17 protein-coding genes are annotated in these 16,828 nt (G+C 59.8%); 9 read left to right on the forward strand and 8 right to left on the reverse strand.

Annotation, left to right across the window (positions count from 1 at the left end; genetic code table 11):
* Positions 1-3: 3 nt before the first annotated feature.
* The 6 genes from cyoB to ACWNZ1_RS19395 all read left to right on the forward strand — a co-directional run bounded on the left by cyoB (position 4) and on the right by ACWNZ1_RS19395 (position 4,693).
* Complete coding sequence (gene cyoB, locus ACWNZ1_RS19370) at positions 4-2,034, forward strand: cytochrome o ubiquinol oxidase subunit I (RefSeq protein WP_135843774.1); 2,031 nt, start codon at positions 4-6, stop codon at positions 2,032-2,034.
* 3 nt (positions 2,035-2,037) lie between these two features.
* Positions 2,038-2,664 (forward strand): cytochrome o ubiquinol oxidase subunit III, encoded by a 627-nt coding sequence (locus ACWNZ1_RS19375; RefSeq protein WP_135843775.1) that lies wholly within the window; start codon positions 2,038-2,040, stop codon positions 2,662-2,664.
* Positions 2,665-3,000 (forward strand): cytochrome o ubiquinol oxidase subunit IV, encoded by a 336-nt coding sequence (gene cyoD / locus ACWNZ1_RS19380; protein ID WP_025211927.1) that lies wholly within the window; start codon positions 2,665-2,667, stop codon positions 2,998-3,000.
* Between the two features lie 11 nt (positions 3,001-3,011).
* Complete coding sequence (gene cyoE / locus ACWNZ1_RS19385) at positions 3,012-3,899, forward strand: heme o synthase (RefSeq protein ID WP_135843776.1); 888 nt, start codon at positions 3,012-3,014, stop codon at positions 3,897-3,899.
* A gap of 138 nt (positions 3,900-4,037) precedes the next feature.
* Positions 4,038-4,382, forward strand: coding sequence for a toxin (locus tag ACWNZ1_RS19390; protein WP_092223719.1), 345 nt, complete (start codon positions 4,038-4,040; stop codon positions 4,380-4,382).
* The gene (locus ACWNZ1_RS19395) at positions 4,379-4,693 is read left to right on the forward strand and encodes a helix-turn-helix domain-containing protein (protein WP_135843777.1); all 315 of its coding nucleotides are present in this window, start codon (positions 4,379-4,381) and stop codon (positions 4,691-4,693) included. The genes ACWNZ1_RS19390 and ACWNZ1_RS19395 overlap by 4 nt, the downstream gene beginning before the upstream one ends.
* A gap of 108 nt (positions 4,694-4,801) precedes the next feature.
* Here the strand turns inward: ACWNZ1_RS19395 and ACWNZ1_RS19400 are convergent, their stop codons facing one another.
* From ACWNZ1_RS19400 to ACWNZ1_RS19410, 3 genes are all read right to left on the reverse strand, one after another.
* Positions 4,802-5,506: a hypothetical protein gene (locus ACWNZ1_RS19400; protein WP_135843778.1), complete on the reverse strand. Its 705-nt coding sequence runs from the start codon at positions 5,504-5,506 to the stop codon at positions 4,802-4,804.
* A gap of 159 nt (positions 5,507-5,665) precedes the next feature.
* Positions 5,666-6,679 carry a sensor domain-containing diguanylate cyclase gene (locus ACWNZ1_RS19405; RefSeq protein ID WP_135843779.1) on the reverse strand — a complete coding sequence of 338 codons (1,014 nt, stop codon included), beginning with the start codon at positions 6,677-6,679 and terminating at the stop codon, positions 5,666-5,668.
* 99 nt (positions 6,680-6,778) lie between these two features.
* Positions 6,779-7,696 carry a LysR family transcriptional regulator gene (locus ACWNZ1_RS19410; protein ID WP_256454289.1) on the reverse strand — a complete coding sequence of 306 codons (918 nt, stop codon included), beginning with the start codon at positions 7,694-7,696 and terminating at the stop codon, positions 6,779-6,781.
* 98 nt (positions 7,697-7,794) lie between these two features.
* On the opposite strand from ACWNZ1_RS19410, the gene ACWNZ1_RS19415 reads away from it, so the two are divergent.
* Positions 7,795-8,970 (forward strand): aspartate aminotransferase family protein, encoded by a 1,176-nt coding sequence (locus ACWNZ1_RS19415; RefSeq protein WP_265072718.1) that lies wholly within the window; start codon positions 7,795-7,797, stop codon positions 8,968-8,970.
* Here the strand turns inward: ACWNZ1_RS19415 and ACWNZ1_RS19420 are convergent.
* Entirely contained in the window at positions 8,936-10,192 is a 1,257-nt protein-coding gene (locus ACWNZ1_RS19420; protein ID WP_135843782.1) for an MFS transporter, read from the reverse strand. The two genes, ACWNZ1_RS19415 and ACWNZ1_RS19420, sit on opposite strands and share 35 nt — an antisense overlap.
* Before the next feature lie 108 nt (positions 10,193-10,300).
* On the opposite strand from ACWNZ1_RS19420, the gene ACWNZ1_RS19425 reads away from it, so the two are divergent.
* Together ACWNZ1_RS19425 and ACWNZ1_RS19430 are read left to right on the forward strand one after the other, a co-directional pair.
* Positions 10,301-10,753 carry a winged helix-turn-helix transcriptional regulator gene (locus ACWNZ1_RS19425; protein WP_135843783.1) on the forward strand — a complete coding sequence of 151 codons (453 nt, stop codon included), beginning with the start codon at positions 10,301-10,303 and terminating at the stop codon, positions 10,751-10,753.
* A 142-nt stretch (positions 10,754-10,895) separates the two neighbouring features.
* Positions 10,896-11,630, forward strand: coding sequence for an OmpA family lipoprotein (locus ACWNZ1_RS19430; RefSeq protein WP_018604257.1), 735 nt, complete (start codon positions 10,896-10,898; stop codon positions 11,628-11,630).
* Between the two features lie 114 nt (positions 11,631-11,744).
* Here the strand turns inward: ACWNZ1_RS19430 and ACWNZ1_RS19435 are convergent, their stop codons facing one another.
* The 4 genes from ACWNZ1_RS19435 to ACWNZ1_RS19450 form a co-directional block, all read right to left on the reverse strand.
* Positions 11,745-13,652 carry an alkaline phosphatase D family protein gene (locus ACWNZ1_RS19435; protein WP_265072720.1) on the reverse strand — a complete coding sequence of 636 codons (1,908 nt, stop codon included), beginning with the start codon at positions 13,650-13,652 and terminating at the stop codon, positions 11,745-11,747.
* 133 nt (positions 13,653-13,785) lie between these two features.
* Complete coding sequence (locus tag ACWNZ1_RS19440) at positions 13,786-14,781, reverse strand: TRAP transporter substrate-binding protein (protein ID WP_256454291.1); 996 nt, start codon at positions 14,779-14,781, stop codon at positions 13,786-13,788.
* A 101-nt stretch (positions 14,782-14,882) separates the two neighbouring features.
* Complete coding sequence (gene dctM / locus ACWNZ1_RS19445; protein ID WP_256454292.1) at positions 14,883-16,166, reverse strand: C4-dicarboxylate TRAP transporter large permease protein DctM; 1,284 nt, start codon at positions 16,164-16,166, stop codon at positions 14,883-14,885.
* Positions 16,163-16,795: a TRAP transporter small permease gene (locus ACWNZ1_RS19450; RefSeq protein WP_256454293.1), complete on the reverse strand. Its 633-nt coding sequence runs from the start codon at positions 16,793-16,795 to the stop codon at positions 16,163-16,165. The genes dctM and ACWNZ1_RS19450 overlap by 4 nt, the downstream gene beginning before the upstream one ends.
* Between the last annotated feature and the right edge of the window lie 33 nt (positions 16,796-16,828).

Raw genomic sequence — 16,828 nt, forward strand, 5'->3', positions numbered from 1 at the left:
ACGATGTTTGGTAAATTAAGTTGGGAAGCGATCCCGTTCCACGAGCCGATTGTCATGGTGACCCTCGCCATCATCGCGCTCGGTGGTCTGGCGTTGTTCGCGGGGATTACCTACTTCAAGAAGTGGACCTACCTGTGGACCGAGTGGCTGACTTCGGTCGACCACAAGAAGATTGGCGTGATGTACATCATCGTCGCCATGGTCATGCTGCTGCGTGGTTTTGCCGACGCCATCATGATGCGCACCCAGTTGGCCATGGCCACCGAGGGTTCGCCGGGCTACCTGCCGCCTGAACACTATGACCAGATCTTCACCGCCCACGGTGTGATCATGATCATCTTCATGGCGATGCCATTCTTCACCGGCCTGATGAACCTTGCAGTGCCGCTGCAGATCGGCGCGCGTGACGTTGCCTATCCGTTCCTGAACTCCCTGAGCTTCTGGCTGCTGGTTTCCGGCGTCGTGCTGATCAACCTGTCCCTGGGCGTTGGCGAATTCGCCAAGACCGGTTGGGTTGCCTATCCGCCGCTGTCGGGCCTGCAATACAGTCCGGGCGTGGGGATGGATTACTACATATGGGCGCTACAGCTCTCCGGGTTGGGTACGACGCTGACGGGGGTCAACTTCCTGGCCACCGTGCTGAAAATGCGTACCCCGGGCATGAAGCTGATGGACATGCCGATCTTCACCTGGACCTGCACCTGGGCCAACGTACTGATCGTCGCTTCCTTCCCGATCCTGACCGCTACCCTGGCGCTGCTGACGCTTGACCGTTACATGGATTTCCACATTTTCACCAATGAACTGGGTGGAAATCCGATGATGTACGTCAACCTGTTCTGGGCCTGGGGTCACCCCGAGGTGTACATCCTGATTCTGCCGGCGTTCGGGATTTTCTCCGAAGTCATCTCGACCTTCTCCGGCAAGAAACTGTTTGGCCACCACTCGATGATCTACGCTTCGGGCGCGATCTCGGTACTGGGCTTCATGGTCTGGCTGCACCACTTCTTCACCATGGGTTCGGGGGCCAGCGTCAACGCCTTCTTCGGCCTGGCGACAATGCTGATTTCGATCCCGACGGGGGTGAAGCTGTTCAACTGGCTGTTCACCATCTACCAGGGCCGTCTGCGTTTCACCAGCCATGTGCTGTGGACCCTGGGCTTCATGGTGACCTTCGCCATCGGCGGCATGACCGGCGTACTGCTGGCCATTCCGGGTGCTGACTTCGTGCTGCACAACAGCCTGTTCGTGATCGCGCACTTCCATAACGTGATCATCGGCGGCGCGGTGTTTGGCTACATCGCCGGTTTCGCCTTCTACTTCCCGAAAGCGTTCGGCTTCAAGCTGCACGAAGGTTGGGGCAAGGCAGCGTTCTGGTTCTGGATCTCGGGCTTCTTCGTCGCGTTCATGCCGCTCTATGCGCTGGGCTTCATGGGCATGACCCGTCGTCTGAACGCCACCACCAACCCTGAGTGGGTGCCGTACCTGTACGTCGCCATGTTCGGTGCGGTGATGATCGCCGTCGGTATCGCCTGCCAGTTGATCCAGCTGTACGTCAGCGTGCGTGACCGCAAGAAGCCAGAGAACATGTGCGAACACGGCGACCCGTGGAATGCCCATACCCTGGAATGGTCGACCTCGTCGCCTCCACCGTTCTACAACTTTGCCGTGCTGCCAAAAGCCGACGTCATCGACCCGTTCACCGAAGCCAAGGAAAACGGTACCGCGTACCAGGCTCCGGCCAAGTACGCGCCGATCCACATGCCCAACAACACCGCCACCGGTGTGGTCATGGGCGCTCTGCTGACTGTGTTCGGTTTCGCGATGATCTGGCACATCTGGTGGCTGGCCATCGCCAGCCTCGTCGGCACCGTGGTGTATTTCACCATCCATGCCGCCCGTGACGATCAGGGCTACATGGTGCCGGTGGATGTCATCGAGCGCATCGAAGCCGAGCAGCACAAACGTCTGGTCGCGGCCGGGAAAGTCCCCGCCAACGCCACCCGTGTTGAAACCTCGTTGGAACAGGCTTAAACCATGTCGAACTTAGTGACCACTGTTGGACACGCCCATGGTCATGACCATGGGCACGATGACCATCACCACGACTCGGGCGAGATGACCGTATTCGGTTTCTGGCTCTACCTGATGACCGACTGCATTCTGTTTGCGTCGATCTTCGCGGTGTACGCGGTGCTGGTAAACAACGTCGCCGGTGGCCCGTCGGGCCACGACATCTTCGAGCTGCCGTACGTGCTGGGCGAAACCGCCCTGCTGCTGTTCAGCTCGATCACCTACGGCTTCGCCATGCTGGCGTTGTTCAAAGGCAAGAAGAGCCAGGTGCTGGGCTGGTTGGGCATGACCTTCCTGCTGGGTGCCGGCTTTATCGGCATGGAGATCAACGAGTTCCACATCCTGATCGCCGAAGGCTACGGCCCTAGCCGCAGCGGCTTCCTGTCCGGGTTCTTCACCCTGGTCGGCACCCACGGTCTGCACGTGACCAGCGGTCTGATCTGGATGGCGATCATGATGTACCAGGTCCACAAAAACGGCCTGACCGCTACCAACAAGACGCGCCTGAGCTGCCTGAGCCTGTTCTGGCACTTCCTGGACGTGGTGTGGATCTGCGTATTCACCGTTGTTTATCTGATGGGGACCCTGTAAATGGCTAACGCTCATTCCCATGATGGTCACGACGCCGGCCACGGCAGCGTCAAGTCCTACGCCATCGGTTTCATCCTGTCGGTGATCCTGACCGTCATTCCGTTCGGCCTGGTGATGTACCCGACGCTGCCCAAAAGCCTGACCCTGTGGATCATCCTGATCTTCGCCGTGGTCCAGGTTCTGGTGCATCTGGTGTACTTCCTGCACCTGGACCGCTCCGCCGCCCAGCGTAACAACGTGGTCGCGTTTGTCTTTGCCGCGATCGTGATTGTCCTGCTGGTTGGCCTGTCGTTGTGGATCATGTTCAGCATCCACACCAACATGATGGCGCACTGAGGAAAGTCCGGATGTCCTTAAAGCACTTTATCCAAATCACCAAGCCGGGGATCATTTTCGGTAACGTGCTTTCTGTGGCGGGCGGATTTTTCCTGGCCTCGAAAGGGCATGTCGATCTGGCCATCTTCCTGGCGGCGATGATCGGCACTTCCCTGGTGGTAGCGTCCGGTTGCGTGTTCAACAACTGCATCGACCGCGACATTGACATCAAGATGGAGCGCACCAAGAACCGCGCGCTGGTCCAGGGCCTGATCCCGGTGCAACTGGCCCTGGCGTTCGCCACGGTGCTGGGCGTGGCCGGCGTGGCGCTGTTGTACCTGGTGGCCAACCCGTTGGCGGCGCTGTTCGCGGTGATTGGCTTTGTGATCTATGTCGGTCTCTACAGCCTGTACCTCAAGCGCAAGTCGGTTCACGGCACGCTGGTGGGCAGCTTGTCGGGGGCGATGCCGCCGGTGATCGGTTATGTCGCGGTGAGCAACAGTTTCGACATGGCTGCGCTGACGCTGCTGGTGATGTTCAGCCTGTGGCAGATGCCGCATTCCTATGCCATCGCGATCTTCCGCTTCAACGACTACCTGGCGGCCTCGATTCCGGTGCTGCCGGTCAAGCGTGGCATCCAGGTAGCCAAGAAGCACATCCTGCTCTACATCCTGGCCTTCCTGGTGGCGACCTTGATGCTGACCTTCAGCGGCTACGCCGGGATGAGCTACCTCGCCGTCGCCGCCGCCATGGGCATGTACTGGCTGTACATGGCCTGGACCGGCTACAAGGCGGTGGATGACACGGTCTGGGCGCGCAAGCTGTTCGTGTTCTCGATCTTCACCATCACCGCTCTTAGCGTCATGATGTCCCTGGACTTCAAAGTGCCGGGTGAGCTGCTGCTGACCTACGCACCTTAAGCTTCAGACGCTGCACAAAAAGCCCCGCCTTCGTGAGAAGAGCGGGGCTTTTTTTCTAGATGGGCATGGATGGACGGTCATTCGTCGCAATAGATTATGGTTTGTTGAACTATGCGCAATTTGCCTATAGTTTCTGCCATGCGTACCCTGTTTTTTGAAACGACTACGTTCACCGCCACGGTTGGCCATTACCTGACTGACGATGAATATCGCCTGCTTCAGTCCTATATGCTGCAGCATCCAGAGGTCGGTGACGTCATGCCACGTACTGGCGGCTTTCGTAAGCTGCGCTGGTTCGATGAACGTCGTGGTAAAGGGAAGCGCGGTGGGTTGCGAGTCATTTACTATTGGCTCATGAACGATCGTCAGTTTTGGATGTTCGCGATTTATGACAAGGACGAGTTGGAAAACCTGACCTCCGAGCAAGAGAAGACGCTCAAGCGCGCCATAGAAGCTGAGTTGAAAGTACGAGGTACCTTATGAAAAAGCGCGATCTGTTTGCCGAGATGATGCAAGGCGTCGAGGAGATGGCCGCTCACCGCGAGGGCAAGATTACCCTTCGCCAGACATCGATCGAAGACAAACCGGCTCCCGAGGTATCGGCCCAGGAAATCGTGGCTTTGCGCGACAAGCTCCACATGTCTCAAGCCGTTTTCGCCAAGAGCATCAGGACCAGTCCAGGTACCCTGAGAAATTGGGAACAGGAAAAATCCAAGCCTAACGCCCAGGCGGCTTTGTTGATCAAACTGGTCGAGAAGTTTCCAGACATGGTTGAACGGCTTGGTGCTGTTTGAACAGCTGACACCCATGAAAAAGCCCCGCCTTCGAGAGAAGCGCGGGGCTTTTTCATGGGCATCCGAAGATGTTGGATTTCTGTGGGCTCAACCTCCTGAAAAGAAGGCTTATTGCTGGGCGATGCTGTAGCCGTCGAAAGCTTTTTGCTGTTGCAGGGCGGTGACGATGCTTTTGCGGGTGACCTGTTGTTCGGTGCCGTCGTTGTCCAGGAAGGTTTCGTTTTCCAGCTCGGCCTCTTCGCCTTCGCCGACAAAATTGAAACCGAGGAACTCGAAGGCCTCGCGGTCGACGTTCGGCTTGGAGCGTGGCGTGCGCAATGGCAGCGTGACGCTGATGCCGTCCTTGCTGATGACAAACACTTCGGCTTCCTTCTTGGCCCGCGACGCCTTGCCCTTGCTGCCGCTTGGGTTGCTGATGGCCTGGTGGGTCTGGTTCAGCACTTTCAGGGCCAGGCCATACACCAGCTCCTGGAAGGCCGGGTCGTCCTTATAGCTGGAGAGGATGCGGTTGATGGAGAAGCGGCTGCTCAGGTCTTCCAGCGCGGCGAAATCGGCGGCTTCGGCGTCCTTGAGCTGCTTGAGCTGGCCCATCAGTTCGTAGGCCTTGTCATCGTCGAAGGCATCGTGAGCCTGGCGGATGGCGTTGCGCAGTTCGCGGATCTGGTCGCTTTCGCGGTTCGACTGGAACGCATCAAGAACCATCTCGCTGATGGTTTTGGCCTGGGGCAGATGCTGTGAAAGATTGATGGAGTTTTCGTATTCCGCTTTGGACGACAGGGTGACTACGGATTCAGCGGTGTTGGAATCGGACATTGAAATTTCACTACTTCTGTTAGCGGGATGAGGCGAGAAAGGCATTGAGCTTTTTTCCGGTCGCCTAATCTATTGGACGCGGGCGGTGTTGTCACGGTCGGACTCAAGCCAGGCGTCTTCGCAGGGGCAATAGTCGATCTGCGGTGAGCCGCGTCGGGCTCATTGGCAGATCACATTCTTGCCTGCTGTCTTGGAGCGATACAGCGCCTGGTCGGCACGGTCCAACAGCGCCGCCTGCTGTTCATCGTCGAAGCGTTGCACCACGCCAAAACTCATGGTGATCTGAAAGTCGCCCACCGGCAGCAAGTCAGACAATCCACGGCGAATGGTTTCGGCCATCAGGCAGGCGTCGGCCAGGTCGGTGTTGGGCAAGACCATGATGAATTCATCGCCGCCCCAGCGCACCAGTAAATCGCCGTCGCGTTCACAGCATTTGACCGACTGCACCACTTGCACCAGCGCCGCGTCGCCGAAAGCATGGCCGTAACGATCGTTGATGTCCTTGAAGTCGTCGACGTCCATGGCGATCAACGACAACGGCTCGCGAAAGCGCTGGGAGCGTTCGCAGGCCAGTGGCAGGGCCTGTTCCAGTCGATAGCGATTGGCGACCAGCGTCAGCGCATCGGTTTCGGCGAGCCGACGGTTTTCGTCAAGCTGGATCTGGAGTTGTCGGTTGACCCGGGACAGTTCACGGGTGCGTTCTTCGATGATGGCTTCCAGGGACTTGTTGCGCTGTTCCAGTTGTTCGAACAGGCGCTTCTTGTCATCAATGCTGCGATGGGCCCCGATCATGCGGGCCACCGTGCCGTCAGGATTGCGGGCGATCACGTAACCGCGATCTTCGATCCAGACATAGGAACCGTCGCGCGTGCGGCAGCGGTATTCGGCCTGGTAGGCGGGGGATCGGTGTTCCAGGTAGTCATCGAACAAGGCCATGACCCGTGGGTAATCATCGGGGTGGATCACGCTTTCCCAAGTCAGCACGGTGTTGCTCAATGAATGGGGCAAGTAGCCAAGCATCGTGTACCAGCCGGGGTTGCGGTAGACGAACCCGGTGTTGGCATTCCAGTCCCAGATGCCGTCGCTGACCAGTTCCAGAATGGTGTGTAGTACGTCTTCGTCCAGATCGGACAGGTCGAACCGCAGCATATCGATGTTTGAGGCGTCGCCCATCTTCGTTTCCCCAATCAACCTTGATATCAAAATGCTCGTCCAAGGCTCAAGAGTAGCCGATGGCGCGCGGGGTCACTAGCGGGCGGGCGTCCTACATCATCATTGGGCTTGGGTTTGGGGTTTGCCCCATCTCTGCAGTGCAAACTCGACGAAACTGCGCAACTTCGGCAAACGGTAGCGATCCTGGGCGTACATCAGGCTCATCGGACGATGAGGCAATTGATAGTCCTGCAGCAGTGCTACCAGTTGGCCGTCCTTTAGGTCCTGTTCCACCAGTGCATCGGGCAGCATCACCACGCCCATGCCGGCCAGGGCGGCGCGGTGCAGGCCCGAGGAACTGTTGATCAACATCGGTCCGTTCACCGGGATCTTGATTTCGCCGTCCGGGCCATTGATCGGCCAATGGTCCTGGGCGAAGCGCCACTCGTCGCCTGCGGAATAGGCGAACGACAGGCAATCATGTTGCTGCAGGTCGGCGGGTTTTTCCGGTGCGCCGCGCCGGGCCAGGTAAGCGGGGGAGGCGCAAATGGTCAGGGTGTAGTCCATCAACGGACGGGCGATCATTTTCGGGTCGGGATGACCGAGACGGATGGCGACATCGAAGCCGTGGTCGAGCAGGTCCAGGCGTTGGTTGGTCAGCACCACGTCGAGCTTGACCTGAGGGTGGCGCTGGCTGAACTCGGCCAGGGCCGGCGCCAGGCGTTCGGTGCCGAAGGTCAGCGGTGCGGTGATGCGCAAGGTGCCGGTGGGCTCGCCCTGGGTCTGTTCGGCCAGGCGTTCGGAGTCGGCCACCAACCCCAGGACTTCCAGGCAGCGCTGGTAGTAGGCCGAGCCGAACTCCGTCAGGCGCTGGCGCCGGGTCGTACGGTTGATCAGGCGCACGCCGAGGCGTTGCTCCAGGGCGCGAAGATGATTGCCCACCATGGTCGTGGACATTTCGCACGCCTGGGCGGCCGCCGTCAGGCTGCCGGTTTCCACCACCTTCACGTAAACGGTCATTGCCTGGAACAGGTCCATTATCAAGCTCAGCTTTTAAATGATTGAAGTAAAGCGGCGTTTATCCAGCAAGGGTGGCTAACCATACTGGAAAAAACCACCCGATGGAGCTTGATGCCATGACTGCTGCCTGCCTGATGTCCACTTACCAACCCCTGGCGCTGAATTTCACCCATGGCTTGGGGACGCGCCTGTGGGACCAGGACGGCCGCGAATACCTCGATGCGGTGGCGGGCGTGGCGGTGACCAATGTCGGCCACTCCCACCCCAAGCTGGTGGCAGCGATCAGTGAACAGGCTGGCTTGTTGCTGCACACCTCCAACCTGTACAGCATCGACTGGCAGCAACGGCTGGCGCAGAAACTCACACAGCTCTCAGGACTGGAGCGAGTGTTTTTCAACAACTCTGGTGCCGAAGCCAACGAAACCGCGCTGAAACTGGCGCGTCTTTATGGCTGGCACAAGGGTATCGAACAGCCTTTGGTGGTGGTCATGGAGAATGCGTTTCATGGGCGCACCTTGGGCACGTTGTCTGCCAGTGACGGTCCGGCGGTACGCTTGGGTTTCAATCGGTTGCCGGGGGATTTCATCAAGGTGCCGTTCGGTAATCTCGCGGCATTGGAAGATATCCAGCAGGCCCATGGTGAACGCATCGTCGCAGTGCTGGTGGAACCGATCCAGGGCGAAAGCGGTGTGCAACTCGCACCACCGGGCTATCTCAAGGCCTTGCGTGAACTGTGCAGCCGGCGCGCCTGGCTGCTGATGCTCGACGAGATCCAGACCGGTATCGGCCGCACCGGCCAATGGTTTGCGTTCCAGCACGAAGGCATCGTGCCGGACGTCATGACCCTCGCCAAAGGCCTGGGCAACGGTGTGCCCATCGGTGCCTGCCTGGCCCGGGGCAAGGCCGCCGAGCTGTTTACGCCCGGCAGTCATGGCAGCACCTTCGGCGGTAATCCGCTGGCCTGTCGCGTCGGTTGCACGGTGCTGGAGATCATCCAGGAGCAAGGCCTGGTGGACAACGCCAGGCAGCAGGGCGAACAGTTGCTCAGGCGGTTGCGGGCCGAACTGGCGGACAACCCGAACGTGCTGGCGATTCGCGGCCAGGGGTTGATGATCGGCATCGAGCTCAAACAACCGGTCCGCGACCTGACCCTTTGCGCCGCCCGGGACCACGCCTTGCTGATCAACGTCACCCGGGGCAATACCATCCGCCTGCTGCCGCCACTGACGATTGATGGGCGGGAAGTGGAGATGATCGTCAGGGGCGTGAGCCGGAGTCTGGCGCAGGGATGAAATCGGTCCAGGCCCAATACGCCAAGGCGCTCGCACTGATCAACGCACCCAGCAGGCACACCGCGCCCCAACCCCACTGTGCATAAACCTGGGTCGCGGCGGCGGCTCCCAAGGCGCTGCCGATGGAATAAAAGCACATATAGGCGCCCACTAGACGGCTTTGGGCATCGGGGCGAGCGGCGAAAATCAGGCTCTGGCTGGTGACATGGATGGCCTGTACCGCGAAATCCAGGACAATGACGCCGACCACCAGCGCCACTAACGAGGTTTGGGTGAACGCCGTGGGCAGCCATGACAGTGTCAACAACGTCAGGGCCACGCCCGTGGTGCGTCGGCCCAGGCCTCGGTCGGCCCAGCGCCCAGCCTTCGAGGCGGCCAGGGCGCCGGCTAGGCCCGCCAGGCCAAACAGGCCGATCTGGGTATGGGACAGCGAGAGGGGCGGTGCGCTCAGAGGCAGCACCATGGCGGTCCATAACACGCTAAACGCGGCGAAGATCAGCAAGGCCAGGACACCCCTGATCCTCAAGGTACGCTCCGTGGCGAACAATGTGAGCATGGACCATAGCAGCGCAGGGTATGAATGGTTGAACCGGGGTTGACGGGTCGAAGGGACTGTCCGGGCCAGCACCATAGCCAACGCCAGCATCAGCCCCGCTGATACAAAGTACACCGCCCTCCACCCGGCCAGATCTGCAATGAGCCCCGATGTGAACCGGGCCAGCAGGATGCCCAGCACCACGCCGCTGGTCACCGTGCCGACCGCTTGCCCGCGCTGCTGCGGCGAGGCAAGGGCGGCGGCGTAGGCCACAATGACCTGGACCAGCACGGCCATCAAACCCACCATGACCATTGCTCCCAGCAACATCGACCAGTGTGTGGCAAACCCCACGGCGGTGAGCGCCAGGGCCGACAGTAGCGTCTGGGTGATCATCAGGCCCTTGCGATTGATCAAGTCCCCCAGGGGAACGATGAACACCAGGCCCAGGGCATAACCGATCTGGGTCGCCGTCACTGCGATGCCGATGAGCCGCGGCGCAACGTGCAGGCTGTGGGCAATCGAATCGAGCAGTGGCTGGACGAAGTAGACATTCGCCACCGCCAATGCGCAGGTCAGGGAGAACAACAACGTCAGCGGCCGAGACAGCCTGGGTGGGTGGGCGGCTGACGCTTGCCGGACAGCTTTGTCGGATGGCGTCGCAATCGCTTGCGCTTCGCAGGTCATAGGGTATTTCCCTTGTTAAATCAGGTTTTGATTTGAAACCAGTAAATTGTTTTTTAGCCACTCTGGTTTTAATATGCAACCTGTTTTTCATCGCAAAGAGGGTGACACATGACTGAAAAAGCATCCCCGGTCAGTCACGAGTGCCCCGTGGCCCGGGCCGTTGAGGTGATCGGCGATCGCTGGTCGCTGTTGATCATTCGAGACGCGTTCGACGATGTGCGGCGGTTCAGCGAATTCCAGAAGAACCTCGGGTTGGCGAAGAACATCCTGGCTTCGCGCCTCAAGGCCCTGGTGGAGGTCGGTGTGCTTGAGACAAGACCTGCCTCCGATGGCAGCGCCTACAAGGAATACGCCTTGACGCAGAAGGGGCGCGAGGTATTCCCGATCGTGGTTTCCCTGCGTCAGTGGGGCGAGCGACACCTGTTCAGCGCGGGCGAAGCTCACTCGGTACTGCTGGACAATGAGCGTGATGAGCCGGTGGCGATGCTTGAGGTTCGTTCGGTAACGGGGAAAAAACTGGAGCCGGGGGACTGCCATCGTCGTACAGTGTTCAAACCCTGAACGCTGCGGGTTTTTGCTTTGTAAAGGTTGGGTAAACGCAGCGCAGCGGTACGGAATTTTTGCCCCTGGCCGCGTTCCAACGCCTGCCAGGGTCCATTGTCAGAAGGCCTTGCACCCAGAATTGAAAAACCAGGAGCATTCCATGTTCACCTCGCGTCGCTTGATCGTTGTTGCTACTGCAGTAGCCCTGTTGTCCGGCTGTGCGTCGCCTAACCCTTATGACAACCAGGGCCAGGCTTCCACGGAGTCTTCAGGCATGAGCAAGACCGCCAAGTACGGCGGCCTCGGTGCCCTGGCTGGTGCATTGGCCGGTGCGGCCATCGGTCATGATAATCGCGGCAAAGGCGCGTTGATCGGCGCCGCCGTAGTGGGGGCTTCCGCAGCCGGTTATGGCTATTACGCTGACCAACAGGAAAAGAAACTGCGGGCGAGCATGGCCAATACCGGCGTTGAAGTGCAGCGCCAGGGCGACCAGATCAAGCTGATCATGCCGGGCAACATCACCTTTGCCACCGATTCGGCGAACATCGCGTCCAGCTTCTACCAGCCGCTGAATAACCTGGCCAACTCCCTCAAGGAGTTCAACCAGAACCAGATCGAAATCGTCGGCTACACCGACAGCACCGGCAGCCGCCAGCACAACATGGACCTGTCCCAGCGTCGTGCCCAGAGCGTGGCGACCTACCTGACATCCCAAGGCGTGAGCGGCGCGAACCTGTCGGCCCGCGGCGCCGGCCCGGACAATCCGGTGGCCAGCAACGCCGACGTCAATGGCCGTGCGCAAAACCGTCGCGTCGAGGTCAACCTCAAGGCCATCCCCGGCCAGCAATACCAGGCCCCACAGCAGCAGGGCCAGACTTACCAGCAATACCCATAACGGCTGGGCGGCAAATGAAACGGGGGTCCTGGAAACAGGGCCCCCGTTTTTTTGTGGCTGCCAGTTCCAGTCACAACCAACAGTGTGGGAGCGGGCTTGCTCGCGATAGCGGTCTCAGGCCGGGGGCGATTTCGGTGGCAGCATGCGGGTCGGTGGTTTGCCGTCGGCGTTGTGCTGGTAGATCTTCGCGGGCTGCCCCTGCTCATTGAAGAACACTTGGCCAATCCCTGCTGAGTTCCACAGGCGCTCCCCGGCCTCGGCGTGTTCCGGGGTGTGGGGGACGATGCGCATGCTCCGGCGCTTGGTGAACCAGTTCAGGGGCGAGCGCGGCGAGTAGAGCCAGCGGTTCAGGCGGTCGAACCATTCCAGCAGCGCCGGTGGGAATTCATTCTTGATGCCACTGCTGGTGATCTGCCAGATGCGCGGACCGCCCTTGCGGTGTGGGATCAATACCTCGTAGACGAAGGAATAATGCACATCGCCTGACAGCACCACGTAATTACCCGGTGTACGCGAGTGTCGGAAAATGTTCAGGATCACCTGGGCCGAGCCGCGATGGGCCATCCAGTTTTCCGCGTCCACCAGCAGCGGATAACCGCACCAACTGAACACCCGCTGCACCGTCTCGATCAGCTTCACGCCGAAGATCGGCGCCGGCGAGACGATGATGGCCGAAGGATGATCCAGCAGTTCCTGTTGCAGTTCGCTCAAGGCTTCCCAATCCAGCAGGCCGGAAGGTTGCTTGAGGTTGTTTTCGCCGCGCCAACGGCGGGTACGTGTATCGAGCACCACCAGGGCTGGAGAGCTGGGCAGCACGTAATGCCATTGCTGGAAGCTCAACAGCGTGTCGATCAACTTGTCCTGGGGAGCGCTGTCGAGGTAGCGGTTCCGGGCGGTGTCGCTCAGGGCCACGGTTTGCCGGAGCACGTCATCGAACGCGTCCGGGTTGTTACCCCAGCCCTGGCAGAGCATGTAGGCGATCAACGCGTTGCCGATGATGCGTTTGGAAAACGGATGGCTGTAGGCCGTTTCCTCCCACTGCGCGGATAAATTCCAGTCATCGGTAATATCGTGATCGTCGAAAATCATCAGGCACGACAAGTGCGCAAACACCCGCGCCACACCGCCAAGCCCTGCCTTGAAAGCCTCGATACGTTGCAGTTCCAGGTCATAACGTTGACGTCGCTCGGCGGTCAGCTCGGGTGGTTGCGGGGCGATCAGCGTCCACGGGACCGGCGACCATACCAGCAGGTACATCGCCATGACCTCGGCGAACGTCACCAGGTGATTGTCAGCGCTGCTGCTGGTGAAAATCGGCTTACGCGCCCCGCCGAAAAATCGCTCGCGCAGGGTTTCGTTGCTCTCAAGCGCTGGTAACAAATCGGCGCGATGGTAATAGCTGGCCGGATGCTGATAGAGCTTGGCGCTGTCCTCCACTACGGCGCCGTCCAGGCATTCCTCGTACAACCCCAGGCGCTCGATCAACCCGTGAATCGCCCGCAACATCGGCCCGGCGACGTCATCGGCGTAGACCTGATCGCCGCTCATCATCAAGAGCGCGGGTCGTTGTTCCGGGTTTCCTGCCAGCAGCCGGTCGACGCAGAGTAGGCCGTCGTTGGCCGGGTAATGGGGTTTGCGGCAGGAGCCGTGGACCAACTGCTCGATGCGCGAGTGCAGCACGAAGTTCGGACACCGCGCTTGGCCGTACAACAGATGCGGCGCCCATTCAGCGATCGGGACGCCGTCCACCAGCAGGTCGTAGTCAATCACAACGTCCTGGGGCAGGGGAGTGTCCAGCTTTACATCGATCAGGTGTACGAAAGCCTGCTGCCCCACCGGCACCACGGTGCATTGCGTGGCATCCAGCGTCAGATCGCCCATGCCGTCCACCCGCAGCGTCAATCCCAACGGTCGCGTGCCCACCAGCCACATCACCAACCGCGTGGGCTCCAGCCGCCGCAACAGCGGACCGACCAGGACAGGGGGCAGGGTATGGGTGATGTCAGGGGTGGACGACAGCATCAGCGGATAAAGCTCTGTTCAGGGAGAGGCGGGGATCATAGCGCAATGTGCTTTGCAACTGGGCTTGGGAAGGCGCCGCGGCGAACTCGTTTTTATGGCGAGGGAGCAAGCCCCCTCTCCACTGGGTATTCCCTCACTGGACCTGGTTGGCCGCCTGCGCCGCCTGGATCAAATCCGGCCCAATCTCCTTTTCAAACTTCGCCCACACCGGCTTCATCTTGTCTCGCCATGCGCTGCGTTCCTCGGGTGTGAGGGCAATGATTTCGGTGGTCTTGGCATCGAGCACATGTTGCTTGTCCTGCTGGTTAAACCGCTCCGCTTCTTTGTTGGCATGGGCCGTGGACTCGACCACGATCTTGTCCAGTTCAGTGCGGATATCCGGCGGCAGGCCGTTCCAGAAGTCCGAGGTGGTGATCAGCATGTAGTCGAGGATGCCGTGGTTGGTCTCGGTGACGTACTTCTGCACTTCATGCAGTTTCTGGTTGTAGAAGTTGGAGTAGGTGTTTTCTGTGCCATTGACCAAACCGGTGCGTAAACCTTGGTACACCACCGAGAAAATCATCGGTTTCGGCTTGGCGCCCACCGCCTTGAACTGTTCTTCCAGCACCGTGGAGGTCTGTATCCGGAACGCCAGGTCGAGGGCATCTTCAGGCTTGCGCAGTGGCTTGTCGGCCGACAACTGCTTCATGCCGTTGTGCCAATAGGCCAAACCTGTAACGTTCTTGCTCTCCATGGACTTGAGCAGTTTCTGGCCGGCGGGGCTCTGCTGGAAGCGATCCACGGCGGCGATGTCGTCAAACAAAAACGGCAAGTCGAATAGCTGCACCGACTTGGTGTACTGGTCGAACTTGGCCAGCGACCGCGCAATGATTTGCACGTCCCCCAGCAGCAGCGCCTCCATCTCCTTGTCATCGCCATACAGTGTGGAGTTGGGATACACCTCGACCTTCACCTTGCCCGGCAGTCGTTCCTCTGCCAGTTGCTTGAACATCAATGCGCCCTGGCCCTTGGGCGTTTGCTCGCCTACCACGTGGGAGAACTTGATCACGATCGGTTCGGCCGCCATGGCCGTGCCCAACGCACCGAAAACCAGGGTGCAGGCGAGCGCTTTCCATATAGGTTTGAGCATTGCGAGTTTCCCTTTATTTGTCTTTATCCTGCGACCTCATTCAAAACCCGGCGCACAGCGGGCAACTGCTACTCCAGAAGACACCGCTGTGGCCACGGTACTCAACTCATTCCCAGCCAATTCGGTAGCGCCAGTGAAATCCACGGTACATAGGTAATCAGCACCAGGAACGCCAGCAAAATCATCAACCACGGCATGGCCGCGCGGATGGTGGCGGGCAGGGACATGCCGGTCACCGCCGAGGTGACGAACAGGTTCAGGCCCACCGGTGGCGTAATCAAACCGATCTCCAGGTTCACCACCATGATGATGCCCAGGTGGATTGGGTCGATGCCCAGTTTCATGGCGATAGGGAACAGGATCGGCGCCAGGATCAGGATGATCGCCGAGGGTTCCATGAACGCGCCGGCAATCAGCAGCACGATGTTCACCACCAGCAGGAACGTCACTGGCGTCAGTCCGGCATCGATCACCCATGCGGTGATTTGCTGCGGCAGTTGCTCGGTGGTCAGCACGTGAGCGAAAAGCATGGCGTTGGCGATGATGAACATCAGCATGATGCTCAGCTTCGCCGACTCCAGCAGCACCTTCGGCGTCTCGCGAAACGTGAGGTCCTTGTAGACGAACAGCGCGATGAAAGCCGAATACACAGCGGCCACCGCTGCGGCTTCGGTCGGGGTAAACATCCCGGAGTAAATCCCGCCGAGGATGATGACCATCAGCAGCAGACCCCAGAGGGCCTGGCGCGCCGTGGACAGCCATTCGCGGAACGTCGCCCGGGGCAGGGCTGGCAGGTTCTTCTTCACGGCTACGATGTAGATCGCCACCATCAAGGCAAACCCCAGCAGCAGGCCCGGGATAACCCCGGCCATGAATAACTTGCCCACCGACGTTTCTGTCGCCGCGGCGTACACCACCATTACGATCGAGGGCGGAATCAGGATCCCCAAGGTGCCGGCATTGCACACGATGCCCGCGCCAAACGCCTGTGGATAACCCGAGCGCACCATCCCGGCAATGGCAATGGAACCCACTGCCGCCACGGTCGCCGGGCTGGAGCCGGACAGCGCCGCAAACAACATGCAGGCCAGCACCGCCGCAATCGCCAGGCCGCCACGGATATGCCCGACACAGGCGTTGGCAAAGTCGATCAGCCGTCGTGCCACGCCGCCGGTGGTCATGAACGCACCGGCCAGCAGGAAGAACGGAATCGCCAGTAACGTGTAGTGCTCGGAAGTTTCGAACAGCTTGATCGCCAGCGAACGCACCGAGTCCGGGCTGAAGAAAATAATGGTCAGCGAACCGGCCAGCCCCAACGAAATAGCAATGGGCACGCCGATAAACATCAGCGCGAACAGCGCCACGAACAGGAAGGCAATGGTCATGGCTTGTCTTCCTCATGTTCGGTCAGCTTGATGGCTTCCGCCGCTTCATCAGCCAGGCCCAGGCCGGTCTGACGATTCATCAGGATGCGTACGAGAATTTCCGCGAAGCGGATAAACACCAAGGTAAAACCCACCGGCACGATCAACCCGATGTGCCATTGCATGATGCCGAAATGGCCAAGGTCTTCGGCGCCGATCTCGGCGATCATCAAGGTATTGATCCACTCGAAACTCGCCACCGCCAGCAGCCCGGCGTACGCCAGGCAACACAGGCAGGCGATCACGCCGATGAAGCGTTGCACCGGTTTGCTTGCCAGTTTCACCAGCGCATCGACACCGATATGCCCGGCCGTGCGCACGCCATACGCCAGTCCGAAAAAGATCAACCAGCCAAACAAGGCTTTGGTCAGTGACGTGCTCCAGGTCATGGCCTGGGCCATGCCCATGACGCTGTCGCCAATGGCAAACATTGGCTCGCTGGCGGCCGGCCAGCTGTCACCGAGGCTGTAGAAAACGGTATAGAGGTTGTTGAGCACGACATAGACGAATGTAACCAGCGTCATGGCGGCCAGGAGAAAGGCAATGAAACCTTCCTCGAAGTGTTCCCAAATGCGCCGAAGGGCGTTCATGGATGACATCTCCTGCTGGAGGGACGACAGGCC

The sequence above is a fragment of the Pseudomonas sp. CFBP 5748 genome, assembly GCF_053850495.1.